This window comes from Sphingobacteruim zhuxiongii, from assembly GCF_009557615.1.
Lineage (GTDB): Bacteria > Bacteroidota > Bacteroidia > Sphingobacteriales > Sphingobacteriaceae > Sphingobacterium > Sphingobacterium zhuxiongii.
Genome location: NZ_CP045652.1, coordinates 575,325 through 598,327, shown reverse-complemented (window position 1 = coordinate 598,327; position 23,003 = coordinate 575,325). Strand labels below are relative to the sequence as shown.

Annotated in this window: 20 protein-coding genes; 11 read left to right on the top strand and 9 right to left on the bottom strand. The window is 38.5% G+C overall.

Annotated features, from left to right (window positions below):
- The first annotated feature begins 6 nt into the window (after positions 1-6).
- Positions 7-933 (top strand): NAD(P)-dependent oxidoreductase, encoded by a 927-nt coding sequence (locus GFH32_RS02570; RefSeq protein WP_153509586.1) that lies wholly within the window; start codon positions 7-9, stop codon positions 931-933.
- Between the two features lie 280 nt (positions 934-1,213).
- Here the strand turns inward: GFH32_RS02570 and GFH32_RS02565 are convergent, their stop codons facing one another.
- Positions 1,214-2,080 (bottom strand): UbiA prenyltransferase family protein, encoded by an 867-nt coding sequence (locus tag GFH32_RS02565; RefSeq protein ID WP_228384201.1) that lies wholly within the window; start codon positions 2,078-2,080, stop codon positions 1,214-1,216.
- Between the two features lie 185 nt (positions 2,081-2,265).
- Between GFH32_RS02565 and acs the strand changes: the two genes are divergently transcribed.
- Entirely contained in the window at positions 2,266-4,188 is a 1,923-nt protein-coding gene (acs, locus tag GFH32_RS02560) for an acetate--CoA ligase (protein ID WP_153509584.1), read from the top strand.
- 299 nt (positions 4,189-4,487) lie between these two features.
- On the opposite strand, the gene GFH32_RS02555 is transcribed toward acs, so the two are convergent.
- On the bottom strand, positions 4,488-5,624 hold the full coding sequence (locus GFH32_RS02555) for a metallophosphoesterase (RefSeq protein ID WP_228384200.1): 1,137 nt from the start codon (positions 5,622-5,624) through the stop codon (positions 4,488-4,490).
- 92 nt (positions 5,625-5,716) lie between these two features.
- Here GFH32_RS02555 and GFH32_RS02550 point away from each other — a divergent pair, with 92 nt between their 5' ends.
- The 7 genes from GFH32_RS02550 to mnhG are packed head-to-tail and all read left to right on the top strand — an operon-like array spanning position 5,717 to position 11,469.
- Positions 5,717-8,026: a putative monovalent cation/H+ antiporter subunit A gene (locus tag GFH32_RS02550; RefSeq protein WP_153509582.1), complete on the top strand. Its 2,310-nt coding sequence runs from the start codon at positions 5,717-5,719 to the stop codon at positions 8,024-8,026.
- A 3-nt stretch (positions 8,027-8,029) separates the two neighbouring features.
- Complete coding sequence (locus GFH32_RS02545; RefSeq protein WP_153509581.1) at positions 8,030-8,443, top strand: Na+/H+ antiporter subunit B; 414 nt, start codon at positions 8,030-8,032, stop codon at positions 8,441-8,443.
- A gap of 4 nt (positions 8,444-8,447) precedes the next feature.
- The gene (locus GFH32_RS02540; RefSeq protein WP_153509580.1) at positions 8,448-8,804 is read left to right on the top strand and encodes a Na+/H+ antiporter subunit C; all 357 of its coding nucleotides are present in this window, start codon (positions 8,448-8,450) and stop codon (positions 8,802-8,804) included.
- Positions 8,801-10,318 (top strand): proton-conducting transporter transmembrane domain-containing protein, encoded by a 1,518-nt coding sequence (locus GFH32_RS02535; protein WP_153509579.1) that lies wholly within the window; start codon positions 8,801-8,803, stop codon positions 10,316-10,318. Before GFH32_RS02540 ends, GFH32_RS02535 begins: the two co-directional genes overlap by 4 nt.
- Positions 10,315-10,791, top strand: coding sequence for a Na+/H+ antiporter subunit E (locus GFH32_RS02530; RefSeq protein WP_153509578.1), 477 nt, complete (start codon positions 10,315-10,317; stop codon positions 10,789-10,791). The genes GFH32_RS02535 and GFH32_RS02530 overlap by 4 nt, the downstream gene beginning before the upstream one ends.
- Entirely contained in the window at positions 10,788-11,060 is a 273-nt protein-coding gene (locus tag GFH32_RS02525) for a monovalent cation/H+ antiporter complex subunit F (RefSeq protein WP_149527151.1), read from the top strand. Before GFH32_RS02530 ends, GFH32_RS02525 begins: the two co-directional genes overlap by 4 nt.
- Positions 11,053-11,469, top strand: a complete 417-nt coding sequence (gene mnhG, locus GFH32_RS02520; RefSeq protein ID WP_153509577.1) for a monovalent cation/H(+) antiporter subunit G — start codon at positions 11,053-11,055, stop codon at positions 11,467-11,469. Before GFH32_RS02525 ends, mnhG begins: the two co-directional genes overlap by 8 nt.
- On the opposite strand, the gene GFH32_RS02515 is transcribed toward mnhG, so the two are convergent.
- Positions 11,466-12,563: a lactonase family protein gene (locus GFH32_RS02515; protein WP_153509576.1), complete on the bottom strand. Its 1,098-nt coding sequence runs from the start codon at positions 12,561-12,563 to the stop codon at positions 11,466-11,468. The genes mnhG and GFH32_RS02515 overlap by 4 nt on opposite strands.
- Positions 12,564-12,734: 171 nt before the next feature.
- On the opposite strand from GFH32_RS02515, the gene GFH32_RS02510 reads away from it, so the two are divergent.
- Complete coding sequence (locus GFH32_RS02510; protein WP_194285665.1) at positions 12,735-14,105, top strand: peptidylprolyl isomerase; 1,371 nt, start codon at positions 12,735-12,737, stop codon at positions 14,103-14,105.
- A 76-nt stretch (positions 14,106-14,181) separates the two neighbouring features.
- Here the strand turns inward: GFH32_RS02510 and GFH32_RS02505 are convergent, their stop codons facing one another.
- The 6 genes from GFH32_RS02505 to tgt form a co-directional block, all read right to left on the bottom strand.
- Positions 14,182-15,042 (bottom strand): YybH family protein, encoded by an 861-nt coding sequence (locus tag GFH32_RS02505; protein ID WP_153509574.1) that lies wholly within the window; start codon positions 15,040-15,042, stop codon positions 14,182-14,184.
- 22 nt (positions 15,043-15,064) lie between these two features.
- Positions 15,065-16,531 carry a cysteine--tRNA ligase gene (cysS, locus tag GFH32_RS02500; RefSeq protein ID WP_153509573.1) on the bottom strand — a complete coding sequence of 489 codons (1,467 nt, stop codon included), beginning with the start codon at positions 16,529-16,531 and terminating at the stop codon, positions 15,065-15,067.
- 16 nt (positions 16,532-16,547) lie between these two features.
- Positions 16,548-17,849: a ribosome biogenesis GTPase Der gene (der, locus tag GFH32_RS02495; protein ID WP_153509572.1), complete on the bottom strand. Its 1,302-nt coding sequence runs from the start codon at positions 17,847-17,849 to the stop codon at positions 16,548-16,550.
- Positions 17,850-18,605: 756 nt separating this feature from the next.
- Positions 18,606-19,484 (bottom strand): DMT family transporter, encoded by an 879-nt coding sequence (locus tag GFH32_RS02490; protein ID WP_153509571.1) that lies wholly within the window; start codon positions 19,482-19,484, stop codon positions 18,606-18,608.
- An 11-nt stretch (positions 19,485-19,495) separates the two neighbouring features.
- A complete protein-coding gene (locus GFH32_RS02485) occupies positions 19,496-20,578 on the bottom strand; it encodes an LptF/LptG family permease (protein ID WP_153509570.1) in 1,083 nt (360 codons plus the stop codon).
- A gap of 7 nt (positions 20,579-20,585) precedes the next feature.
- Positions 20,586-21,716: a tRNA guanosine(34) transglycosylase Tgt gene (gene tgt, locus GFH32_RS02480; protein ID WP_153509569.1), complete on the bottom strand. Its 1,131-nt coding sequence runs from the start codon at positions 21,714-21,716 to the stop codon at positions 20,586-20,588.
- Positions 21,717-21,845: 129 nt separating this feature from the next.
- Here tgt and GFH32_RS02475 point away from each other — a divergent pair, with 129 nt between their 5' ends.
- Positions 21,846-22,988: a glycosyltransferase gene (locus GFH32_RS02475; protein WP_153509568.1), complete on the top strand. Its 1,143-nt coding sequence runs from the start codon at positions 21,846-21,848 to the stop codon at positions 22,986-22,988.
- Positions 22,989-23,003 lie beyond the last annotated feature (15 nt).

Here is a 23,003-nt window from a genome sequence, read left to right as displayed (position 1 = left end):
CCCCATATGAATATTTTAATCGTAGATGATCTTCATAAAGTCTTTTTAGAAAAATTAGACGAAGCAAAGATTGCATATAACTACCAACCGGGTATCACACGTGAGGAAGCGGAACTTTTAATCCCTGAATACGAAGGCTTAGTAATTCGATCGAAGTTTCAAGTCGACAGTGCTTTTATAGACTTGGGATCAAAATTAAAACTAATCGGTCGCTCAGGCGCAGGAATGGACAATATTGACGAAGACTACGCGAAGAAGCAAGGAATCGCATTATTTAGCGCCAACGATGGGAATAAAGATGCCGTCGGAGAACATATGATTGGGATGTTATTATCACTAATGAACAATCTTCGGAGGGGTGACAACCAAGTGCGTAGTGGAAAATGGTTAAGGGAAGAAAACCGCGGATATGAGCTCCAAGGTCGAACTGTAGCTCTAATTGGGTACGGACATAACGGGCAAGCCATGGCTAAGAAACTCGCGGGATTTAACGTGCAAGTAATTGCCTACGATAAATATAAAACTGGTTTTTCGGATCAATATGCAAGAGAAGTTTCGATGGAAGAAGTTGTAAGGCAAGCCGATATATTAAGCTTTCATATACCGCTTACTCGAGAAACCAAAAATATGGTTGACGAAGAATATCTATTTCATTTTCGCAAACCTATCTTCTTCTTGATGGGCGCTAGAGGAGGTATAATAAACATTCCTGCAGTATTAAAATATTTAGATAGTGGAAAAATATTGGGTGCCGCTTTTGATGTGCTACCGATCGAGAAGTTCCCAGCTTTGGCTGAGCAAGACTGGTATCAAGATTTGATCAAACGTGAGAATGTACTTTTGAGTCCCCATGTCGCAGGATGGACTTTTGAAAGTTACTACAAATTATCCCTCTTTTTAGTCGAGAAAATGATCTCATTTATAAAAGAATAACAACCAGCGAACAAAAAGAATGGGACGTTTCCCAAACGTCCCAATAATATCATTTCGCAAATACATAAAAATCAGTCCTACACTTTAGCAAACACAAATGGACAACATGGTATACCAATTGTTCCAATAAGAATCCCAAGACTTAGCCCAACATATTAAGCTATGGAAGTATCCTATTTTTATACCTTATCCATATCTCAAATCCCTACTATTCATATTTATTCAAAGCTAACATAAACAGAGGACTTTTAAATTTTGATATCGAAGTAGTGACACTGATTTAGCTAATCAGAAACAATAAAACGAGCAACCATTGCACAATGAGTGCTAAATCCAATAAATAAACCGAATGATAATTCTTCTTGGACGTAAACAGAACAGATTTCATCAACACTAAAATCAAAACTGTGGTCAGCAGCATCCCAGCCTTAACAGGTATACTATAAGGCGAGAACGCTATGAGGAATAGATGTGCGATCCCAAGTAAATAAGCCAAGTTAATGGCGGCTTGTTCGCCTACGATTGTCGGCAGCGTCTTTAAATTGTATTTCGTATCCTGCTCGATATCGCGAATATCAAAAGGAAGTGTACAAACCAATAAGAATAAGATTTTCACCAAACCAAGGTAATTTGCTGTAAACCAATTAATCGAGTCTCCTTCAAGGTATAGCTCAACCACAGGAAGACCAACACTACTTAAGGACCAAACCACAGCGATATAGAATAATTTGAGTCCAGGAACTTGACGAAGTCCCCTCCACTCACCGTTGAAGCGCACAAAGGGCACCGCATAAGCTATACTAATCAATCCGATAAAGCCTAGGTAAACTAAGGTGTAGAGTTTAATCTGTGTTAAAGCATATAAAAGTAGGCATACCGAAATACCACTATTAATCCAGAGTAGCCATTCGTGTTTAAAAACCCATCTTGTTCGTAAGTATGGGGAATTCTCGGGATGAGCTGGTTTTGAAAGAAAAAGACTCAAATTGTACAGTAACAAAGTGGTGGTTCCCTCAATAAGTAAGATTGCCGAATTGATCGGATAGTTTAGGACATGATAAGTCAGCGCGCATTGAGTTACTGCAGCTAGTGCAATCAGCAAATTGCTGTGCACAAAAAAATGATAAATGGTCCTAATAAATTTCATTTTATTATAGCAATTATACGACATTATTTGCCTGCCTGACGAACACAAAAATTAGCATATCTTCATAAAAATCGCTAGATTAGTGCTAAAGAGGTATTATTTTTTCGTTTTTAATAACAATTTGACCGAATCAAATAAAACTTCCTATAAAGATAATGTAGACCTATAATTTTTGTTATTTAAAAATGAGTTTTCAAATTAAATCTTTTGAGGCCTATCAAGAGGCGTATAAGAAGAGCGTAGAGCAACCCGAAGAGTTCTGGGGAGAGATTGCCGATAACTTCTTTTGGAAAAGAAAATGGACCAATGTACTTAATTGGAATTTCAGTGAACCTAATATCAAGTGGTTTGAAGGCGGTAAACTAAATATTACCGAGAACTGCTTAGACCGTCATATTTATTTAAATGGTGATAAGCCTGCGATTATTTGGGAACCGAATGATCCAAACGAGGCACACCGCATCCTTTCTTACAAGCAATTATTGCAGAAAGTAGAACAATTCGCAACCGTATTAAAGAACAACAATATCCGCAAAGGTGACCGTGTGTGTATTTATTTACCGATGGTACCAGAGCTAGTAATCGCTGTTCTAGCATGTGCACGTATTGGTGCGATCCACTCGGTCGTATTCGGAGGTTTCTCAGCGCAATCTATAGCAGACAGAATTAACGATGCGGAATGTAAATTAGTCATTACTGCTGACGGAGGATTCCGCGGTAAAAAAGTGTTAGAGTTAAAAACGATTGTTGACGATGCTTTAATGCAATGTAAATCTGTCGAAAAAGTAATCGTTCTAACGCGTTCTCGCACGCCAATCTCCATGCTGAAAGGAAGAGATGTATGGTGGGAAGATGAAATTAAGAAAGTCGAAACCCAAGGTAACCCAGCTTGCCCAGCAGAAGAAATGGACGCTGAAGACGTTCTGTTCATTCTATACACTTCTGGATCAACAGGCAAACCAAAAGGTGTAGTACATACTACTGCTGGATACATGGTCTATACAGGCTATACGTTCGCCAATACGTTTCAATATCAACCTGGCGAAGTTTATTTTTGTACCGCAGATATCGGTTGGATAACAGGTCATAGCTACATTGTTTATGGACCATTATCGCAAGGTGCGACTTCGTTAATGTTTGAAGGTATCCCAACATTCCCTGACGCAGGTCGTTATTGGGATATTGTGGATAAATACAAAGTAAATATCCTATATACCGCTCCAACAGCGATTCGTTCATTGATGGCATTTGGAGACGAATACATTGACAATAAAGATCTATCATCGCTTCGCGTCTTAGGTTCTGTTGGTGAGCCAATAAACCAGGAAGCTTGGGAATGGTATCATAACAAAGTCGGAAAAGGAAAATGTCCAATAGCGGATACATGGTGGCAAACAGAGAATGGTGGTCACTTAATTACCCCAATAGCAGGAATTTCTCCAGAGATCCCAGGCTATGCCATGTTACCTCTACCAGGTGTACAACCTGCATTAATGGATGAAAGTGGCGCGGAGATTCAAGGAAATGATGTATCAGGTAACCTTTGTATCAAATTCCCGTGGCCAGGTATGCTACGCACGACTTGGGGAGATCACGAACGTTGTAAACAAACCTATTTCTCAACTTATGAAAACATGTATTTCACAGGTGATGGATGTTATCGTAGCCCTGAAGGATACTACCGTATCACCGGCCGTGTAGATGATGTATTAAACGTTTCAGGACACCGTATTGGTACGGCTGAAGTAGAAAATGCAATCAATATGCACGCTGACGTCGTAGAATCTGCAATCGTAGGTTATCCGCATCCTGTTAAAGGGCAAGGTATATACGCATACGTCATTGCAAACCATCATATTGACGCTGAGAAAACTCGTCAAGACATTTTGCAAACTGTACAACGTATTATCGGTGCAATTGCGAAACCTGATATTATACAATTCGTACAGGATCTACCAAAAACCAGATCAGGTAAAATTATGCGTCGTATCCTAAGAAAAATCGCTGAAGGCGAATTAAACAACTTAGGAGATACTTCAACTCTTCAAGATCCAACTGTTGTTGAGGCGATCATCAAAGGCGCAGAAGAATTCCAATCGAAATCTTAAACGCAATACATATTAAATAAAAGAGCGGCTAATCCAATGGATTAGCCGCTCTTTTATTATATCATCCGTTCATTCTTCTACAACAAATCGGATTGAATTAATTTCAAATCTATTTCTATCAACATCCATATGCAACGGAGATGCTATAAGACTCCTTCGGATCTTAACCCAATTCAACCCGCGCAATTAGCAAGAAATTCCGAGCCTGCGATTTTAAGTGTTCATCCGCGTAATCAATAAATGAACGACCTTAAAACTGCAACGCTTTACTGGAAAGATGAACTATTCTCTTTTAAAAGTTAATCTAGTTTGAACTCAAATTCTTGAGTTTTCTCTGTTCTATAGGCCAAATGTCTTGTTGCAGGTGAAATAGCAAATAATGGAGAGAACGTTTTCACTTTGATCGTTTTACCATCAGGTAAGAACTCTAAATATCTTAACCAGCCATCGCCACCATTTCCATGCCAGCCACCACCCATCGCTTGGGCATTGAACGTCATTTGCGCTACAGACTTGCCTGCGGCATTTTTATCTTCACGAAATCCTAAATGTCCATCCCAGTTATCCGGAGAGCCGATATGACCAGAAAACACCATACGGATATTCTTCGACGGTTTCACTAATTTTTCGAATAAGGCTTCCCCGTAATTGGCATCTTCAATTTTATAACCCTCTTTAGCGATAGGCTTACTATTTCTATCTAAATAAACATGCGTTAGTAAGATCACTTTATGGTCTGCATATTTCGGTTGATCTACTGTTTTCTTTGCCCATTCCACTACTTCGTCTCTTGGTGCAAATTCCAAGACCATTACCAAAAACTTTTGCTGATGTGGAGTTTTGAATTCATACACTGCATTTACTGCTGTTGAGGCTCCATTTAAATTCGGCCCAACTTCGCGAATAGCGGTTCCATTTAATGGATTTTGATCCGAAGAGAAATATTTGTCATATTGGGTAGAACGATATTCTGCACTTACATGCCCATAATCGTGATTTCCTGTCGCCAAAACATAAGGAACCAATCCATTCAAACGATGGAAGGCAGAACTCACGTTCGTCCATTGTTGCTTACTATTTTGATTGGCTTGCTTTCCATCTGGATTTAATAAATCATTTTGCTCAACAAGGTCTCCTGTGCATAATACAAACTGGGTGTTTAGGGAATCTTTATTCTCCTTAATCCAAGAAATCATCGTATGAAAAGTTCCTAAGTTTCGCTCATACTTCATATAGGTTTGCGGGTCAGGAATCAATACTAAGGACCAAGATTCGGGATTAGAAAGTTTCGGCTTCACATATGCTTGTTGCGCGAAACTCGGGAATACAAATAATAGCAGGCCGAACAGTAGGCCTAGCGTAAGGAAAGGTTGTTTATTCATAACAATTCGAGTAATTGATTGTTTAAAGCTAGTAATAATTGTAAGGTTTTCCATGTCTAATTAAAGTTTCACGTTAATTTAACATGGAAAAATCGTAGTTTTTTACTATTTTTAGGGCAATCCCCAAATTAACTATAATATATTTCATGCTTTTTACAATTTTATTTGGTTTAATAGCTACTTTATTTCTGGTGCCTTTTGGCAAAAAAATCAAATCGAAATGGAGTATTATTCTACCATTTATACCTGCATGTCTGTTTGCATACTATTTGGGATACATCCCTAAGATCGCCGAAGGAAGTACATTTTTTCAGCAAACCAATTGGGTCCCATCCTTAAATATCAATTTTGATTTTCGACTGGATGGTCTCTCCTTGCTATTCTGCCTTCTAATTACCGGAATTGGGACGGGCATTTTCTTTTACGCCCGTACTTATCTGAAAGGACATCCCTATTTTGATCGCTTTTTCGGATATCTATTACTTTTTATGTCGGCCATGTTAGGCCTTGTGCTTTCCGACAATCTTTTGCTCTTATTTGTCTTTTGGGAATTAACGAGTATAAGTTCATTTTTCCTGATCGGATTCAATAATGAACAAGAGGAATCTAGGAAAAGTGCATTAACCGCATTGACAATAACGGGTATGGGCGGTTTCTTTTTAGTTGCGGGATTAGTCTTAATCGGCAATATCGCTGGAACGTATTCCATATCTGCATTAGTTGACCAACGAGAAACCATTATACAACATCAGCTGTATCCATTAATATTAGGCTTTTTATTTATTGGGGCGTTTACAAAATCCGCCCAATTCCCTTTTCATTTTTGGTTACCTGGAGCGATGAAAGCACCAACTCCAGTTTCTGCTTATCTCCACTCCGCAACCATGGTCAAAGCGGGGATCTATCTTTTAGCGCGCTTTTTCCCAATACTTGGAGGGACAGAAATGTGGTCTTACCCTTTAATGATTGTCGGTGGTTTTACCATGTTATATGCTGCTATCCATTCCTTATTTCGCATTGATTTAAAATCCATATTAGCGTATACAACGATATCAGCACTCGGGATTCTTGTTTTCCTACTTGGATTAGGAACTAAAGAGGCAATAATAGCCGCTAGTGTTTTCATCTTAGTACATGCACTTTATAAAGCGACCTTATTCTTGGTGACAGGTATTATCGACCATGAGACAGGCACCCGTGATATCACCGTTTTATCCGGATTACGGAAAGTGCTATTGCCTGTAGGGATTGCTGCAGGGTTAGCGGCACTGTCCAGTGCTGGTGTACCTTTAACTTTTGGTTTTATTGGTAAAGATTTAGTCTACGAGTCGACTTTACATGCTGCACCGCAGCTAAGTTTAATCTTAACAGCATTAGCGCTGATTACGAATATTTGTCTCCTAGCCGCTGGCTTTATGGCAGGGCTCAAACCCTTCTTTGGAGAATTACCCGAACAGTATAGTAAATTGCATCTGCCCTACCTTTCCATGTGGATTCCACCCTTGGTTTTAGGTGTCTTAAGCTTATTATTTGGCTTATTCCCAGGTATCGTTGGTGATTTATTGAGTTACCAAACTGCGAATGCCATTTTTGGAAAAGATACAGCAATGCATTTAGCTATTTGGCACGGTTTCAATACCGTTTTACTATTAAGTGCAGTCACACTTATCGTCGGTACCATACTTTATATAGTCAATAAGCCTAATGAATCGAAAGTTAAATTTATAGAGAAGTGGAGTGCTTTTTCGCCGCAAGCAATATTCACCCGTTATGCGAACGATATCTTCAAATTCTCAAGTTGGTACACGAATAGCTTTCACAACGGATATTTACGTTCCTACCATTTGAAAATTATCTTATTTGCTGAGGCTTTATTGATTTATAGATTATGGTTAAGTGGTCCTATCCTTATTAATTTTGACAACCTTTCTCCGCTAACCATCTATGAGGTCGCCGTCGTTATCATTTTGCTCGGCGCTTTGCTAATTGTTATTATCACGCCATCGAGATTAACCTCCGTTGTATCGATGAGTGTTATTGGTTATTGTATCTGTTTGATGTTTGTATTTTATAGTGCACCAGATTTAGCAATGACCCAGTTCACTATTGACACCCTCACAACGGTACTTTTCGTATTGGTTTTGTATAAATTACCAAGTTTCTTAAGTCTAGCCTCCCCTAAACAGAAAATTAGGGACATGTTCGTTGCATTAGGTTTTGGAACGATACTTTCCATTATTGCCCTAAAAGTGATTTATGAGCCGGTTGTTAAAGACACGACCAACTTCTATGGTGAGAATGCCTATATTTTGGCCAAGGGTAAAAATGTTGTAAACGTGATTCTAGCGGATTTTAGAGGGATTGACACGATGTTTGAAACCGTTGTATTGAGTATTGCCGCCGTTGGGGTATATAGTTTATTAAAATTGAGATTAAAACCATCAGAGAAAGAATAATTTATGAAAAGTATAATCTTACAGACTGCCACACGGTATCTGCTACCGATCTTACTATTGTTCTCTTTCTTTTTATTATTGAGAGGGCATTACTTCCCTGGAGGAGGATTTGTTGGGGGATTGGTCGCTTCTATCGCGTTTGTATTACATAGTTTTGCACACGGCACCGAGGAGACCATGAAGTTATTGGGTAGAAAACCATTATCATTAATACCGATGGGTTTGGGGATTGCCGCCTTAAGTGTAATTACCCCTACATTCTTTGGATTACCTCCGATGACTGGCTTATGGTTTGAAGAAAAAATCCCTGTAATCGGGTCGATTGGCTCTGCTCTTTTCTTCGACTTAGGTGTCTATATGGTTGTTGTAGGGGTCGTATTAACGATATTATTTACTATTTCATTAACCAAGGACTAAGAATATGGAATTATTATTAGTCGTTGTTTTAGGCTTGCTTTACGCCGCGGGGATTTATTTAATCCTTCGCCGAAGTATGGTGAAACTACTCTTAGGAATCATGTTACTAGGCAATGGAACGAACATTTTGATCTTTCTATTAGGTACGATTACAAAAGGGAAGCCGCCTGTTATTGACCAGAACCATAATGTCTTTGAAGATATTTATGCCGACCCTATTCCCCAATCCTTAATACTTACAGCGATTGTCATCAGTTTCGCATTGACGGCTTTTGCGATTGTATTATTAAAACGTGTTTATGCATTGGTGGATTCAGATGATTTAGATGATTTAAACACGCCGGAAGAAGAAGATTTATGATTGATAACCACATATTAGCTCCCGTTTTTATACACCTGTTTACAGCTATTCTGCAGCTTATTGCTTGGCGGAAAACTGTAACGCAGCGCTTTATGAGTGTCGGAGGGACCTTCATTGGTTTGTTGATTGCAATTCGGCTTTTTGCGAAGGTATACACAGAAGGCAGTTTGACCATGAATGCCTCTAATTGGGAAGCCCCATTTGGAATTGTTTTTGTCGCTGATCTACTCGCTGTCACTATGGTCTTATTGACCTCCATCGCCGGATTTACGGTATCCATATTTTCATCCGTCGGCATTGCTAGACAACGGATGCTGTATGGTTATTTCCCAATTTTCCATTTTCTATTAATGGGATTGAATGGCGCTTTCTTGACTGGCGACATCTTCAACCTTTATGTTTGGTTTGAGGTGATTATTATCTCTTCTTTCGTGTTAATGACCCTCGGAGGTCGAAAAGCGCAGTTAGAAGGAGCCGTAAAATATATGGCGATGAATATCTTGGCCTCTACATTTTTTCTAACGGGGATCGGGATACTTTATGGAATTACTGGTTCTCTGAATATGGCTGACCTTTCCATTCGGATTCGAGAGTTTCATAACCAATCACTGATTGATATTGCTGCTATTTTCTTCTTGTTGGGCTTTGGTATCAAATCTGCCGTATTCCCATTGTATTATTGGCTACCATCCTCCTATCATACGCCGCCTTCGGCAGTGGCCGCTACCTTTGGTGGTTTACTTACCAAAGTGGGCGTATATGCAATCTTACGCGTCTTCAGCTTGATGTTTATTCCTGATGAATTCACGAAAAATCTGTTGATGGTAATGGCCGTATTAACCATACTTACTGGGGCATTCGGTGCATTGATTAAAACGAATATACGACGCTTATTTTCTTATCTTATCGTTTGTCATATTGGCTTTATGCTGGGAGGCGTCGCGATGTTTACCAAGGCCGCATTAATGGGAGCTGTATTTTACCTGATCCATGATATCATGGTCAAAACAAATATGTTCTTAATTGCCGGTTATATACGGCAAGTACGCGGCACGATGGACATGAACCGATTAGGTGGACTATATGCCTCCTATCCATTGATATCCCTAGTTATTGCTTTAGTGCTATTCTCCCTAGTTGGCGTTCCTCCACTATCGGGATTCTGGCCGAAGATTTACTTGTTTCAGGAGGCTTTCGTAGGAAAGCAATACTTCTTTGTCGGCGCTTTAATTGTCGGAAGTTTAGTCACGATGTATGTTATCGCGAAAATGTGGGCGGATGTTTTTTGGAAAAAATGTCCAGACGAAAGCGTCATGGAAGATAATTTTAAAGATTTACCTCCTTTTAAAAAGGTTTTATTGGTTATGCCGATTGTGATTTTATGTTCGGTAACTTTATATATCGGTCTAAATGCGGAAAATGTTGTTGTCGTGGTTGATCGTATAAGTAATGAATTGTTGGATACAAGCTCGTACATCAGAACAGTATTGGGTGATAAAGTGTTTGAGAAATGATTAAGTTTTTCTTGATGAACTTATTGCTATCCTTCATTTGGGTAGCTTTATCAGGGTCCCTGCTTTATTCAAACTTCTTGTTTGGTTACTTGCTCGGATTTGCGGTATTGTGGATTATGAATAGAAATGAAACCGATCAACGGTATTTCTATCGTGTTCCGAAAATCCTGTCTTTTTTCCTATACTTTCTTTATGAGTTAGTAAAGGCTAATATTCAGGTAGCATACGATGTTGTTACACCCAAGTACTTTTTTAAACCAGGTATCGTTCGCTACCCCGTTAATACAAAAACAGATTTTGAGATAAACTTACTATCGACTTTTATTTCCCTAACGCCAGGAACCTTGATTTTGGACATAAGCGATGATAAAAAAGCGATATATATTCATGTGATGTATTTGAAGGATGAGCAGCAATTCATCCGCCAATTAAAAACAGGTGTTGAACGTAGACTATTAGAAATCATTCGATGAGTTTAGAAGCATATTTTGATTTTGTGATATTACCCATCTTGACCATTTCGGTGTTGCTGGTCTTCATCCGTTTGTTCAAAGGCCCTACAGTTGTTGATCGCGTTATTGCGCTAGATCTCATCATCACCATTGGTATTGGAATTATCACGGTTTACAGTATCCGTCAGGAACAGGAAGTGCTACTGGATGTAGCGATTATATTAGCGCTAATTGCCTTTTTGGGAACTATCGCTTTCTCCTATTACATAGAAAAACAAAGAGATGATTGATATTATTTTAGCTGTATTAAGCACGGTTGGTGCCCTTTCGATACTTTTTGCATCAATAGGTGTACTTCGTATGCCTGATTTCTACTTACGCCTTTCTGTAACCGTCAAAGCATCAACATTAGGTGTCGGTCTGTTGCTGATTTGCGCTGCTATTATGTTCCCAGATGATGTTTCGGTAACTACGAAGTCCATTGCAATTATCTTTTTCCTGATCTTGACTGCACCCATTGCCGCGCATATGATTGGTAGAGCAGCCTATATGACACATACCCCACTGTGGAAAGGCACTGTTGTAGATGAACTTCAGGGCATGTATAATACCGAGAAGAACATCTTAGAAAGTGACCCGAAGAAAGCCAACAAATCGGAGGAAGATAATATCGCCGATACGGACGACGCGACGGATTAGAAGATTACGCAAACTGGTTTTGATACTTCAATACGCTTACCTGAATCTTTCAATTCACCTGATTTCGCATCTCTAGAAAACACAACAATTTCATCAGACAACTGATTTGTCACTAGGATAAACTTTCCGTTTGGTGTAATATTTAGATTTCTTGGTCCTTTTCCTTCCACTGAGAGCACTTGCTTCAATGATAGGGTTCCATCCTTCTTGATATCAAAAGTGGAGATTGTATTGGCATCAACTCGATTTGTACTGTACAAATATTTACCATCTGTACTGATTTTTAAATCAGCAGCACCATGCTCGCCTTTGAACTCCGCGTCGTTCATATTGATTACTTGCGACTGCACCCATTTGGACTTTTCCTTTTTAAAGACAATAATATCGCCCGTAAGCTCCTGCAAAGAATACATAGTCTTTCCCTTTGGATGAAAAGCTATATGTCTAGGGCCACTCCCTTTTGGGACATCAATTGTTTCTTTCTCTTGAAATTTGTATTTCCCGCCCTCTTTCAATACATCAAAAACATAGATCTGATCGGCGCCAAGGTCAGATACATAAACCGACTTGTCCGGCCCTAGGAACGCTGAATGTATATGAGATGCGTTTTGTCTAGACTTGTTGATACTACTTCCTTTAAACTCGCGAAAGTCGTCCATTTCGGATATATGACCATTTTTATCGATAGAGTATAAGGTCAACGATCCTCCGGAATAATTTGAGACTACCGCATATTGTCCTTTGTCGCCCAATAACACGTGGCAAGGAGCAGCACCTTTAGTGGAGACCTTATTTTCAAAAGTTAAGATTTCATCCTGTAAATTAAAAGATGACACAGACTGATTGCCTCCACCAAGCTCATTTACAGCAATTAAGAAGTTATCTGTTCGTGCTAAAAAAGAAGGGCTCGGCGTTTCAACTTCGCTTTGTAGCTCCGAATCGCCAGTTTCCATATCAAATAAATAGGAGTATATCCCCTTGCTCCCGCCTTCGGAAGTATAAGTACCAACAAACATAGGAATGAGTTTACTTTGCGCAGTAGAAATTTGCGCTGTTAATAGCATTATTAAAATTAATGGACCGGTAGTTTTCATCTGTTAAATATGGTTAAAACGCGATAATTTTATCTTCAAATCGGTATTTTAGCGCCAGCGAGAGGATAGTAATCTTGACTTATATTATTTATTATAGTATAAATGTAGAAAAAAGGCATAATATTTAATAATTTTGCCCCTAGACTATCTCAATTTGATTGAAATAATATAATGAAAAACCTCCTTATTATAATAACACTTTTACTGTCTTTCTGTTCCTTCGGAGCAAAAGCACAGGAAAAGCTTATTGACCGTGTTGTGGCAACTGTGGGCTCTGGGATTATCTTACAATCCGATATTGACAACCAGTACATGCAGTACCTTGCCAATGGCGGTACTCCAGACAGCGACTTTAAATGTAGCGCATTACAACAATTGATTATGACTAAGTTGCTTGCTCAGCAAGCTGTCATTGACTCGGTTGAAGTAACCGAATCAGAAGTTGATGATCAATTAAATGCACGTATGCGTGAGATGGTTCGTCGTGCTGGAAATCAAGAACGGTTGGAAGGCTTCTTAAAACGCTCTTTATTACAATATAAAGAGGAAATGAGACCTATTCTTTCAGAACAGCTTAAGGCAAATAAACTTCAAGGGACTATCGTTCAAAAGATCACTATTACTCCGCAAGAAGTAAAACGTTATTTTGAAGGCTTAAATCAAGATAGTTTACCACACTTTAATACAGAAGTTGAAATCGGAGAGATTGTTGTAAATCCTGTATTAACAAAAGAGGAAAAGAGTGTGTTTCGTGAGAAAGCTGAAGGCTTTAGAAAGCAAGTTATCGACGGAACAGACTTTGGTACAGTCGCACGTTTCTATTCAGAAGATGGTTCTGCTCCATATGGCGGTGAACTAGGATTCGCAACACGTGATGCTTATGTAAAAGAGTTCTCTGCAATGGCATTCAGATTAAAAGAGGGAGAAGTTTCTCCAGTTTTTGAGACTCAGTTTGGATTCCACTTTTTACAGGTCTTAGAGCGACGAGGAGAAGAAGTGAACGTACGACACGTTTTAGTAAAAACAAAGCCAACTACAGCGAGCTTAGAGCGTACAAAAGCGAAGATTGACAGTATCTATGATAAAGTAAGCTCTGGGAAGCTTCCTTTCCATACTGCAGCGACTTTATACTCAGATAATAAAGAGACAAAGTTTAACGGTGGTATGGTGATTAATGAGCAATCACAATCAAGAACTACGCTTATTCCAGTAGATATATTGGAGAAAGAATTATTCGTTGCTATTGACCCTTTAAAACCAGGTGAATATTCCAAACCTTTTCAATTTACCGATAGAACTGGACAGCTTGCTTATAAATTTAACTACCTGAAGACTCGTATACCTCCTCATAAAGCAAGTCTAGATCAGGATTTCGCTAAGATTCAAGAGGCTGCGCAAGAAGATAAAACGAGAAGAAAACTCAGCGAATGGTTTGAGAAGAAAACAAAGGCAACATTCGTACATGTGAGTGATGATTTCCAACAATGTGAAGAGTTGAAGATATGGCTTACTCCAAAAGATAATGATATCGCAGCTAAGTAAAGCGATTCAATACTATAAAAAGAAAAGCGAACCAAATGGTTCGCTTTTCTTTTTATAGCTATTTACATGAAGCTGACTATCTTTCGAACATCATCTCTAAGATTACTTTCCACTGGAAATCCTCTTTCAATTGCCAAATACGAACGTAGTTAAACTTAACTACCTTATCTTTCATTCCTACCGTTGCTGTACCATTGGTGTAAGCGAATTCGCCACTATAAGCACGCCCTACTCCTGTTGGATCGGTATCAATTTCAATTCTTTCCTTTTTTAGGAAAGCTAAAATCTTATCCCTACCTTCAATTTCTGGCTGCCAAGGAAAATAGAAACGAGCATCATCCGCTAGAAACTCCGTATAGCCTGTTTTAGTATCCGCTTTTAGAATGGTAGAGAATAACTCATCCGTCTGTAAAACAACTTCTTCTCGTTGCGCTAAGCGCTTGTCTGAACGATGTTTAAGATAGTTCTTGTCGTCGGGTTCGTAATACTCTAAAGGACTAGACTTACCTTTCCCTAAATTTTCTACTTCTGTACGAATATGCGCTTTCCAATTCCCTTTCTTATCTCTTCTCCAAACCGTCAGATACTGGCCATAACGTTTAATCGCTCCCACTTTCTGAAACTCAAAAGGTCCGGAAGTCACTCCCCAATCTAAACTTCGTGCAACTAACACGAAATTAGGATTCCACGTTAGCACATCGGGGATATTTGGACGGTTATCCAAATAATTCATTGCATTAACAGGGGAAGGTACAAAGAAGGTAGATTGCTTATCTACCATGTATTTTAATCCAGTATGAGGACTCTCTGTTTTAGAAAGATTTGCTGCCGTCCGATCTACTGTTAACAATCCCCCAATCTTGTCTGGTAACTGTCCAAAACTAGATAAGGCTATTAATGCGGATGTTAATACCGTAAAGGCCTTTTTATTAATCATTGTATAAATTTTACCTTACCAATCAAATCTTATTCCAAAGTGTTCCATCCTTACTATCCTTTAACTGAATTCCGATAGATGTTAGATGTTCACGGATACGATCCGAAGTAACAAAGTCTTTATTTTTCTTCGCCTCGTTGCGCAAATTAATAATGATTTGTATCAAGTCATCGACATTGTCTGTGTTTTCTAGCTGATCATCTTTCAGTCCTAATATATCGAACACAAAAGCATGAACAAAGCTCTTAAGCTCCTCAAGATCAACCTGATTAATTGTTAGCTTACCATCATAAATAGAATTAATGATTCGCACAACCTCAAATAGCTCGGCTATTAATACAGGGCTATTAAAATCATCATCCATTGCTGCATAACAATTTTCTTTAATCGCTTTTAGATCACCGAAGTTAGATTTTGCGGATACTGTAATTTTATCTAATAAATTAATTGCAGTAATTAATCGTTTGAATCCTTTATCTGCAGCCTCCAAAGCTTCATTAGAGAAATCCAATGTGCTTCTATAGTGTGCTTGCAACATAAAGAAGCGAACCGCCATTGGCGAATAGCCTCTATTTAGCAAGGGATGATTCCCGGTGAAGAGTTCGCCCGGAAGGAACCCATTTCCTGCCGACTTAGACATTCGCGCACCGTTAACCGTCAACATATTGGTATGCATCCAATATTTCGCTGGCGTCGTGTGATTACATGCTTGCGACTGCGCAATCTCGTTCGTGTGATGAGTTGCCGCCAAATCCATTCCACCGCCGTGAATATCGAATTGATCACCTAAGTATTTTCTACTCATTGCTGAACATTCGATATGCCAACCTGGAAATCCAACTCCCCACGGAGAAGGCCAGCGCATAATATGCTCTGGTTTGGCTTTTATCCATAAAGCAAAGTCTAAACGACCGTGCTTCTCATCTTGACCACCTAACTCTCTTGTATTATTTAACAAATCTTCTAGATTGCGATTTGTTAGAATCGTGTAGTTATACTCCTTTACGTATTTCTCTACATCAAAATATACAGTTCCATCCACCTCGTAGGCATAGCCATTCTTAATAATCTGCTGAACCATTTCAATCTGTTCAGAGATATGACCCGTTGCCGTAGGTTCAATACTTGGAGGAATTGTATTAAATAAACGAAGTACATCATGGAATCCAATCGTATATTTCTGTACGATCTCCATAGGCTCCAATTGCTCTAATTTTGCTTTCTTAGCAAACTTATCATCGCCCTCATCATTGTCGCCCTCTAAATGCCCTGCATCCGTAATGTTACGTACGTAGCGTACTTTATATCCGAGATGAAGCAAATAGCGAAAGATAAGATCGAAGGAAACAAAGGTTCTACAGTTCCCTAAGTGAACATCACTGTAAACAGTAGGTCCACACACATACATACCAACTAAGTTAGGATGTATTGGCTCGAATTTTTCTTTCTTACGCGTAAGGGTATTGTACAATACTAAGTTATGCTGCATAGCGATTGGAAGTAGCTTATTTTTGTCTAAAGAATACTTGAATTGGAACACCAGTAAAATCAAAGTTCTCACGTAGCTTGTTTTCAACAAAACGCTTGTACGGATCTCTGATATATTGAGGTAGATTACAGAAGAAAGCAAACATTGGTGATCTGCCTGGCAACTGCGTTACATATTTAATCTTAATATATTTTCCTTTTGTGGATGGTGGAGGATAGTTTTCAATGATATCCAACATTACATCATTTAATTTGGATGTAGGAATTTTCTTCGTCTTATTCTTATATACCTCCATTGCTGTCTCAACAGTTTTGAAGATACGTTGCTTCTCTGTTACAGAGGTAAATAATATTGGCACATCGGAGAAAGGAGCAATTTTCTTGCGAATCGTATCCTCGAATTGCTTCGCTGTTTTATGATCCTTTTCAATAGTATCCCATTTGTTCACCAGGATAACAAGACCTTTTTTATTTTTCTCAGCAAGGTGGAAAATATTAATGTCTTGTGCTTCGATTCCGTCTTTAGCATCGATCATCAAGATAACCACATCAGAATCTTCCAATGCCTTTATGGTACGCATCACCGAATAAAACTCGATATTCTCATTCACCTTTGATTTACGACGTAGACCTGCAGTATCAACTAATAGAAACTCATGTCCAAATTGATTGTAATGGATACGAATTGCATCGCGAGTCGTTCCTGCAATTGGTGTAACGATATTACGTTCTTTACCTAATAATGCATTTGTTAAGCTCGATTTACCGACGTTTGGACGTCCTACAATCGTAAACTTCGGAAGCTCAGATTCTTCATCCTCATCCACTTCGAAATGGCTAACCACTGCATCTAATAACTCTCCTGTACCAGATCCAGTCATCGAAGAGATATTATAGGGCTCTCCTAATCCAAATGAGTAAAACTCTGCTGAGTCATTTACTTGTTTTGCACTATCAACTTTGTTTGAAACAATGTAAACAGGCTTTTTACTGCGACGTAAAATATCTGCAATCTCATCATCCAAATCTGTAATCCCAGTCGTCACATCAACGACGAATAAAATTACTGAAGCCTCTTCGATGGCAATATGTACTTGCTCACGAATTGCAGCTTCAAATACGTCGTCTGAACCATGTACAAAACCTCCTGTATCAATTACAGTAAATTTCTTACCGATCCATTCTGCTTGTCCATAATGACGATCTCTTGTGACCCCACTAAAGTCATCAACGATAGCCTTACGACTTTCTGTTAAACGATTGTATAAGGTGGATTTACCTACATTTGGTCTTCCAACTATTGCTACGATATTTGCCATATTATTCTATTGAATCGTTACCCTCACGGCAACTTATTATTTCAGCTTTTTGTAAAGGTACAAAGTTACGATTTAAACAAACATCTTGGTGCTAGATTGCCAAAATCAATGGAATATTTATTCGGAGATGACAGAAGAGGATTTTAGGCTAAAAAAGAGAGGTTGCTTGTGTGAAAAGCAACCTCATTTCTCGTTTTGAAATTAATAGTTAGAGATTCTATCGAATAAAAACGGTTTGTTTATCTAAAAAAACGGTTTTTATAATTATCTAAACCAGTAAGCTCTTCGAACAATACAATTTTCGTGCAAGTTTTACTAAGCGATTTGAATTCCAGTGACATTAATTGATTAGAAACTTATTATTGACATTATTAATATGCAAAAAAGTGACTCATATCATTTTTCAAAGCTATTTAGCTTTTAGGAATTACTCTCATTTGAAAAGAACGACAGAGGTCTTTACTTATTTTTTTAATCGAGAAATAAGTTTCCTCTGAAATTTTTTAAAAAGATACGGTGAAATTAGGTAGCTGACAAGCCTTCGGTAACACGCAATCGATTTCGCTAGTGATTCGTTACGATATATTTATTGAATTGTAGCATAATATTGACAAGCAAATGTCTTGATGATGGGATAATAAAATTAAAGGGCAGTTGAAAATTCTATATATTATACAACATCAGCAAAATGGAACCCTTCCATTATATGCTGAAGCATAATATTCATTTCAAGATTAGTGTAGAAAAAGTTAATGCCTAGAACTTCAGCTTCGCTTTAAGGTATGGATAAACAAATACCGCTGCGAGAACAATTATTGCACCTGAGTAAAACCCCGTGCTCATGGTCTCCTTCTGTCCAAAAATTAGTAGCGCAAGGATAATTCCATACACCGGTTCCATATTCGTCGTCAGCGCCACAGTGAATGCCGACAACTCTTTCATCACCGCAACGCCAAGCACATAGGCAACTGCAGTACAACCAACCCCCAGAATAAGTAGATAAATTAGATCGGACAGACTTAACCACAAATGTTCATTGAACTGACCCGTTACTAGCATAACCAAGGACACACCTACCCATGCACCAATCATCTCATAGAAGGTTATTGACGTTGGACTTCCCTTTTTAACCATTCGTGCATTGAAAATTGAGAATATACTAGCACAAAAAGCACAAGACAATCCAAATATAATACCCCAGAAGTATTGAAACTCAAACTTGAAGATCAAATAGATACCAAAGATGATGACAAGCCCTACAACAATATCGGCGACAGAAATCTTAGTGCGATTAATTATGGGTTCAAGTATTGCTGTAAACAAGGTCACAGAAGAAAGCGTAACCAAGGTCACCGAAACGGTTGAAATCTTAATTGCGTGAAAGAATAACATCCAATGTGTACCGACAAGCATTCCAACGCCTAGATATTGTAACATTTGTGCTTTGGATACCCGTATAGACTTCTTGCTGTATAAGAAGTAAAGCCATAATGAAATCCCCGCAATTAACACCCGATACCAAACCAAATGCAATGCGGGAACTGTAATTAATTCACCTAAAACTCCAGTGAAACCCCAGATTAACACAGTAAAATGCAATATTAAGATATTGCGATTAGTTGCCAACTTTGACATGAACAAAAAATTTACTTAGGTGCTTTTTTCAGTAGATAAAAGCTCAAGAATAAGAAAATAACATTTGGTATCAGCACGGAGATTAGTGGGTCTAATCCCCCTTTGAGTGAGAACATGCTGGTGAACCTTTCTAAAACAATATACACACAACTCAAGCCTATCCCAACCCCTAAACTGAGTCCGATTCCGCCCCTTACTTTTTTAGAGGACAAAGAAACACCTATCAGAGTCAGAATAAAAGCTGAAAATGGATTTATTAATCGCTTATACTTTTCGAGTAATAAATCATTCATCATCCCCGTCCCTCTAATTTCCTCCTTTGCAATACGATCTTCTAAGTCTAACTGATTCATTGTCGTAAAGATATTCTCATAGACTTCGAAATCCTGAGGACGCATATCTAAAGTGGTATCGCGCTTTTCCCCTGCTTCCATCGTTTCTTTAAAACCATTTATATGGCGATTGGTATAGGCATGTGCACTCCACTTATTTGTGACTGAATCCCAAGTAATGCGATCGGCCATGAGCTTTTCTACCATCTTATCACCATCGAAACGTTCTAAGGAGAAATTGTAGCCAACTTTACCTTGTGTATCAAACGACCCCATATATACGTAGGTATTGGAATCGATTTGCATATGTGTTGATGTGGAAGAAGTACTTACCTTATCAGGCTTAACATACACATTTTCAAAGTTAACTTTGATTTTATTGGTAAACGGGATGATATAGATATTGGAAACTAAGGTAAGGGCGAAGATAAGGCCTGCACAAAACATATAAGGCCTCAACATCCTATTAAAGCTCATCCCTCCACTCAATATCGGCACAATCTCTGTTTGATCGGCCATCTTCGAAGTAAAGAAGATAACCGCGATAAAATTAAACAAAGGCGTTAGCATATTGATAAAGAACGGAAGACTTCCTAGCGCGTAGTATTCAAGAAATACGCGTGACATAGGAGCTTTATATTTATTGAAATCATCGATCTTCTCTGACACATCAAAGATCACAATAACCACACAGAAGATGGCCACCGTGAACGCAAATGTTGACAGATATTTCTTTATGATATAACGATCGATAATATTCATTTCAATACTATAAGCGTTGACCTAAGACTTTTACCATTTTATTTTTCCAGTCGTAGAACGTGCCATCGATAATCTTCTCTCGCGCTTGTTCCACCAACCAAAGATAAAAATGCAAATTATGTAAAGAAGCAATTTGCGCTCCCAAAATTTCTTGAGATCGGATTAAGTGACGCAAATAAGCTTTTGTATGAATTTGATCGACTAATAAATCACTTTCCGCTTCAATCGGACTGAAATCATCCTTCCACTTTTCGTTCTTAATATTAATAATACCGTTCTGTGTAAATAACATTCCATTACGTGCATTTCTTGTAGGCATCACGCAATCAAACATATCAATACCCAATGCAATATTCTCGAGAATGTTTATTGGAGTTCCAACGCCCATCAAATAACGAGGCTTCTCTTTAGGTAAGATATTTGTCACGACTTCTGTCATCGCATACATTTCTTCTGCAGGCTCACCTACCGAAAGACCACCAATAGCATTTCCTTCTCGATTGAAAGAAGCGATTACTTCAGCGGATTTTTCACGAAGATCTTTGTAAACGGAACCTTGAACGATTGGAAAGAGCGTTTGATCATAACCATAAATTGGCTCTGTAGAATCAAAACGATCACAACAACGTTTCAACCATCGATGTGTCATGTCTAACGAACGACGAGCATAACGGTAGTCGCAAGGATAAGGCGTACATTCATCAAATGCCATAATAATATCGGCACCAATAACACGCTGCGTATCCATAACATTCTCTGGCGTAAACAAGTGCTTCGAACCGTCGATATGTGATCTAAAAGTAACACCCTCTTCACGGATTTTACGAACTTCAGTTAATGAGTAAACTTGATAACCTCCAGAATCAGTTAAGATAGGTCCACTCCAATTATTGAATTTATGCAAGCCACCGGCTTTATTCAACACATCAAGCCCGGGACGTAGATATAAATGATAAGTATTTCCTAAGATTATCTGTGCCTGAATATCATTCACCAATTCGTGCTGATGAACAGCCTTTACCGTCCCAGCTGTACCTACTGGCATGAAAATCGGAGTCTTTATTGTTCCATGGGCTGTTTCAATCTCTCCTGCCCTGGCTCTTGAGAGTTTATCTTGTGCTTGAAGCGTAAATTTCATACTATTCCTTAATCAAGCGCAAAAATACTATAAAATTTCGAGCGCAATGCATTTGCCCCTGTTAATTCGCATTTATTAACACACAGGCGACAGAATTGGGCAGATATACCTTATCTTTGCCCCTATTCTATGGGTATCGAACTGAACATTCCGCAAATTATTTCCTATTTTCCTTTCGGAATTCTAGCGCTTTTGTTATTGTTCCAACTCTACTATATCCTATTTGTTTACAGCAAATTAGCAAAATATCGCATTAAGGATCGGCAAGATATGACAGCATACCCGCCTGTTTCTCTAATTATCTGTGCGCATAATGAACAGGAGAATTTAAAGCAATTTCTACCCAGCATATTGGAACAAGATTATCCTGACTTTGAAGTAATCATCGTTGATGATTGTTCTTCTGATGAAAGTAAATGGATATTAAAAGACCTTTGCGAAAAGTACGCCCATCTACGTGTTGTTGAGATCAAAGAACACATTCAACTGAAGCATAGTAAGAAATTTGCGCTTACCATGGGAATTAAGAGTGCGAAGCATGAAATCTTGGTTATGTGCGATGCAGATTGTCAACCTAATAGTCCAAATTGGATTAAAGAGATGGCCAGCGCCTTTGAAAATGAAAAAGAAATTGTCTTAGGTTATTCGCCATACTTTAAATATCCAGGATTCTTAAATAAACTTATTCGCTTTGAGACCACACATACCGCGATGAGCTATCTCTCTTACGCTTTGAAGAAGGATGCTTACATGGGTGTTGGAAGAAACCTCGCTTACAAGAAGTCGCTCTTTTTTAAAGGAAAGGGCTTTAATGCGCATATGCATATCAAATCTGGTGACGATGATTTGTTTATCAATCAGAATGCAACTAAAACAAATGTCGATATAGCAATCCATCCAGATGCTCATGTCTATTCAGAACCTAAATTGACTTGGAAAAGTTATTATAAACAAAAAGCAAGGCATGCCGGCGCTTCTGTAATGTATAAAGGAAGACATAAGCGCATGCTAGCAACACAATTAATAACGGCATTGTTATTTTATTGCAGTGTATTCCTTTGTCTTGCTCTTATCCCAGGCCTATGGTACATCAGCTTAGGCGCCTATTTATTGAGATTAATTACCCAAATAATCGTATTCCGTCCGATCTATAGAAAGCTTGGCGTATCAGACCTTATTTTCTGGTTGCCAATCCTCGATTTATATTATTATTTTTACATATGCTTCAACGGCCTGTTCAATCGATCAAAGAAACAGGTGAGTTGGAAATAATTACCAAATTGAAAT

Excerpts from the sequence above, each read along its gene's own strand:
- GFH32_RS02570 (WP_153509586.1), top strand. The coding sequence starts at position 7 with ATGAATATTTTAATCGTAGATGATCTTCATAAAGTCTTTTTAGAAAAA.
- GFH32_RS02565 (WP_228384201.1), bottom strand. The coding sequence starts at position 2,080 with ATGAAATTTATTAGGACCATTTATCATTTTTTTGTGCACAGCAATTTG.
- acs (WP_153509584.1), top strand. The coding sequence starts at position 2,266 with ATGAGTTTTCAAATTAAATCTTTTGAGGCCTATCAAGAGGCGTATAAG.
- GFH32_RS02555 (WP_228384200.1), bottom strand. The coding sequence starts at position 5,624 with ATGGAAAACCTTACAATTATTACTAGCTTTAAACAATCAATTACTCGA.
- GFH32_RS02550 (WP_153509582.1), top strand. The coding sequence starts at position 5,717 with ATGCTTTTTACAATTTTATTTGGTTTAATAGCTACTTTATTTCTGGTG.
- GFH32_RS02545 (WP_153509581.1), top strand. The coding sequence starts at position 8,030 with ATGAAAAGTATAATCTTACAGACTGCCACACGGTATCTGCTACCGATC.
- GFH32_RS02540 (WP_153509580.1), top strand. The coding sequence starts at position 8,448 with ATGGAATTATTATTAGTCGTTGTTTTAGGCTTGCTTTACGCCGCGGGG.
- GFH32_RS02535 (WP_153509579.1), top strand. The coding sequence starts at position 8,801 with ATGATTGATAACCACATATTAGCTCCCGTTTTTATACACCTGTTTACA.
- GFH32_RS02530 (WP_153509578.1), top strand. The coding sequence starts at position 10,315 with ATGATTAAGTTTTTCTTGATGAACTTATTGCTATCCTTCATTTGGGTA.
- GFH32_RS02525 (WP_149527151.1), top strand. The coding sequence starts at position 10,788 with ATGAGTTTAGAAGCATATTTTGATTTTGTGATATTACCCATCTTGACC.
- mnhG (WP_153509577.1), top strand. The coding sequence starts at position 11,053 with ATGATTGATATTATTTTAGCTGTATTAAGCACGGTTGGTGCCCTTTCG.
- GFH32_RS02515 (WP_153509576.1), bottom strand. The coding sequence starts at position 12,563 with ATGAAAACTACCGGTCCATTAATTTTAATAATGCTATTAACAGCGCAA.
- GFH32_RS02510 (WP_194285665.1), top strand. The coding sequence starts at position 12,735 with ATGAAAAACCTCCTTATTATAATAACACTTTTACTGTCTTTCTGTTCC.
- GFH32_RS02505 (WP_153509574.1), bottom strand. The coding sequence starts at position 15,042 with ATGATTAATAAAAAGGCCTTTACGGTATTAACATCCGCATTAATAGCC.
- cysS (WP_153509573.1), bottom strand. The coding sequence starts at position 16,531 with ATGCAGCATAACTTAGTATTGTACAATACCCTTACGCGTAAGAAAGAA.
- der (WP_153509572.1), bottom strand. The coding sequence starts at position 17,849 with ATGGCAAATATCGTAGCAATAGTTGGAAGACCAAATGTAGGTAAATCC.
- GFH32_RS02490 (WP_153509571.1), bottom strand. The coding sequence starts at position 19,484 with ATGTCAAAGTTGGCAACTAATCGCAATATCTTAATATTGCATTTTACT.
- GFH32_RS02485 (WP_153509570.1), bottom strand. The coding sequence starts at position 20,578 with ATGAATATTATCGATCGTTATATCATAAAGAAATATCTGTCAACATTT.
- tgt (WP_153509569.1), bottom strand. The coding sequence starts at position 21,716 with ATGAAATTTACGCTTCAAGCACAAGATAAACTCTCAAGAGCCAGGGCA.
- GFH32_RS02475 (WP_153509568.1), top strand. The coding sequence starts at position 21,846 with ATGGGTATCGAACTGAACATTCCGCAAATTATTTCCTATTTTCCTTTC.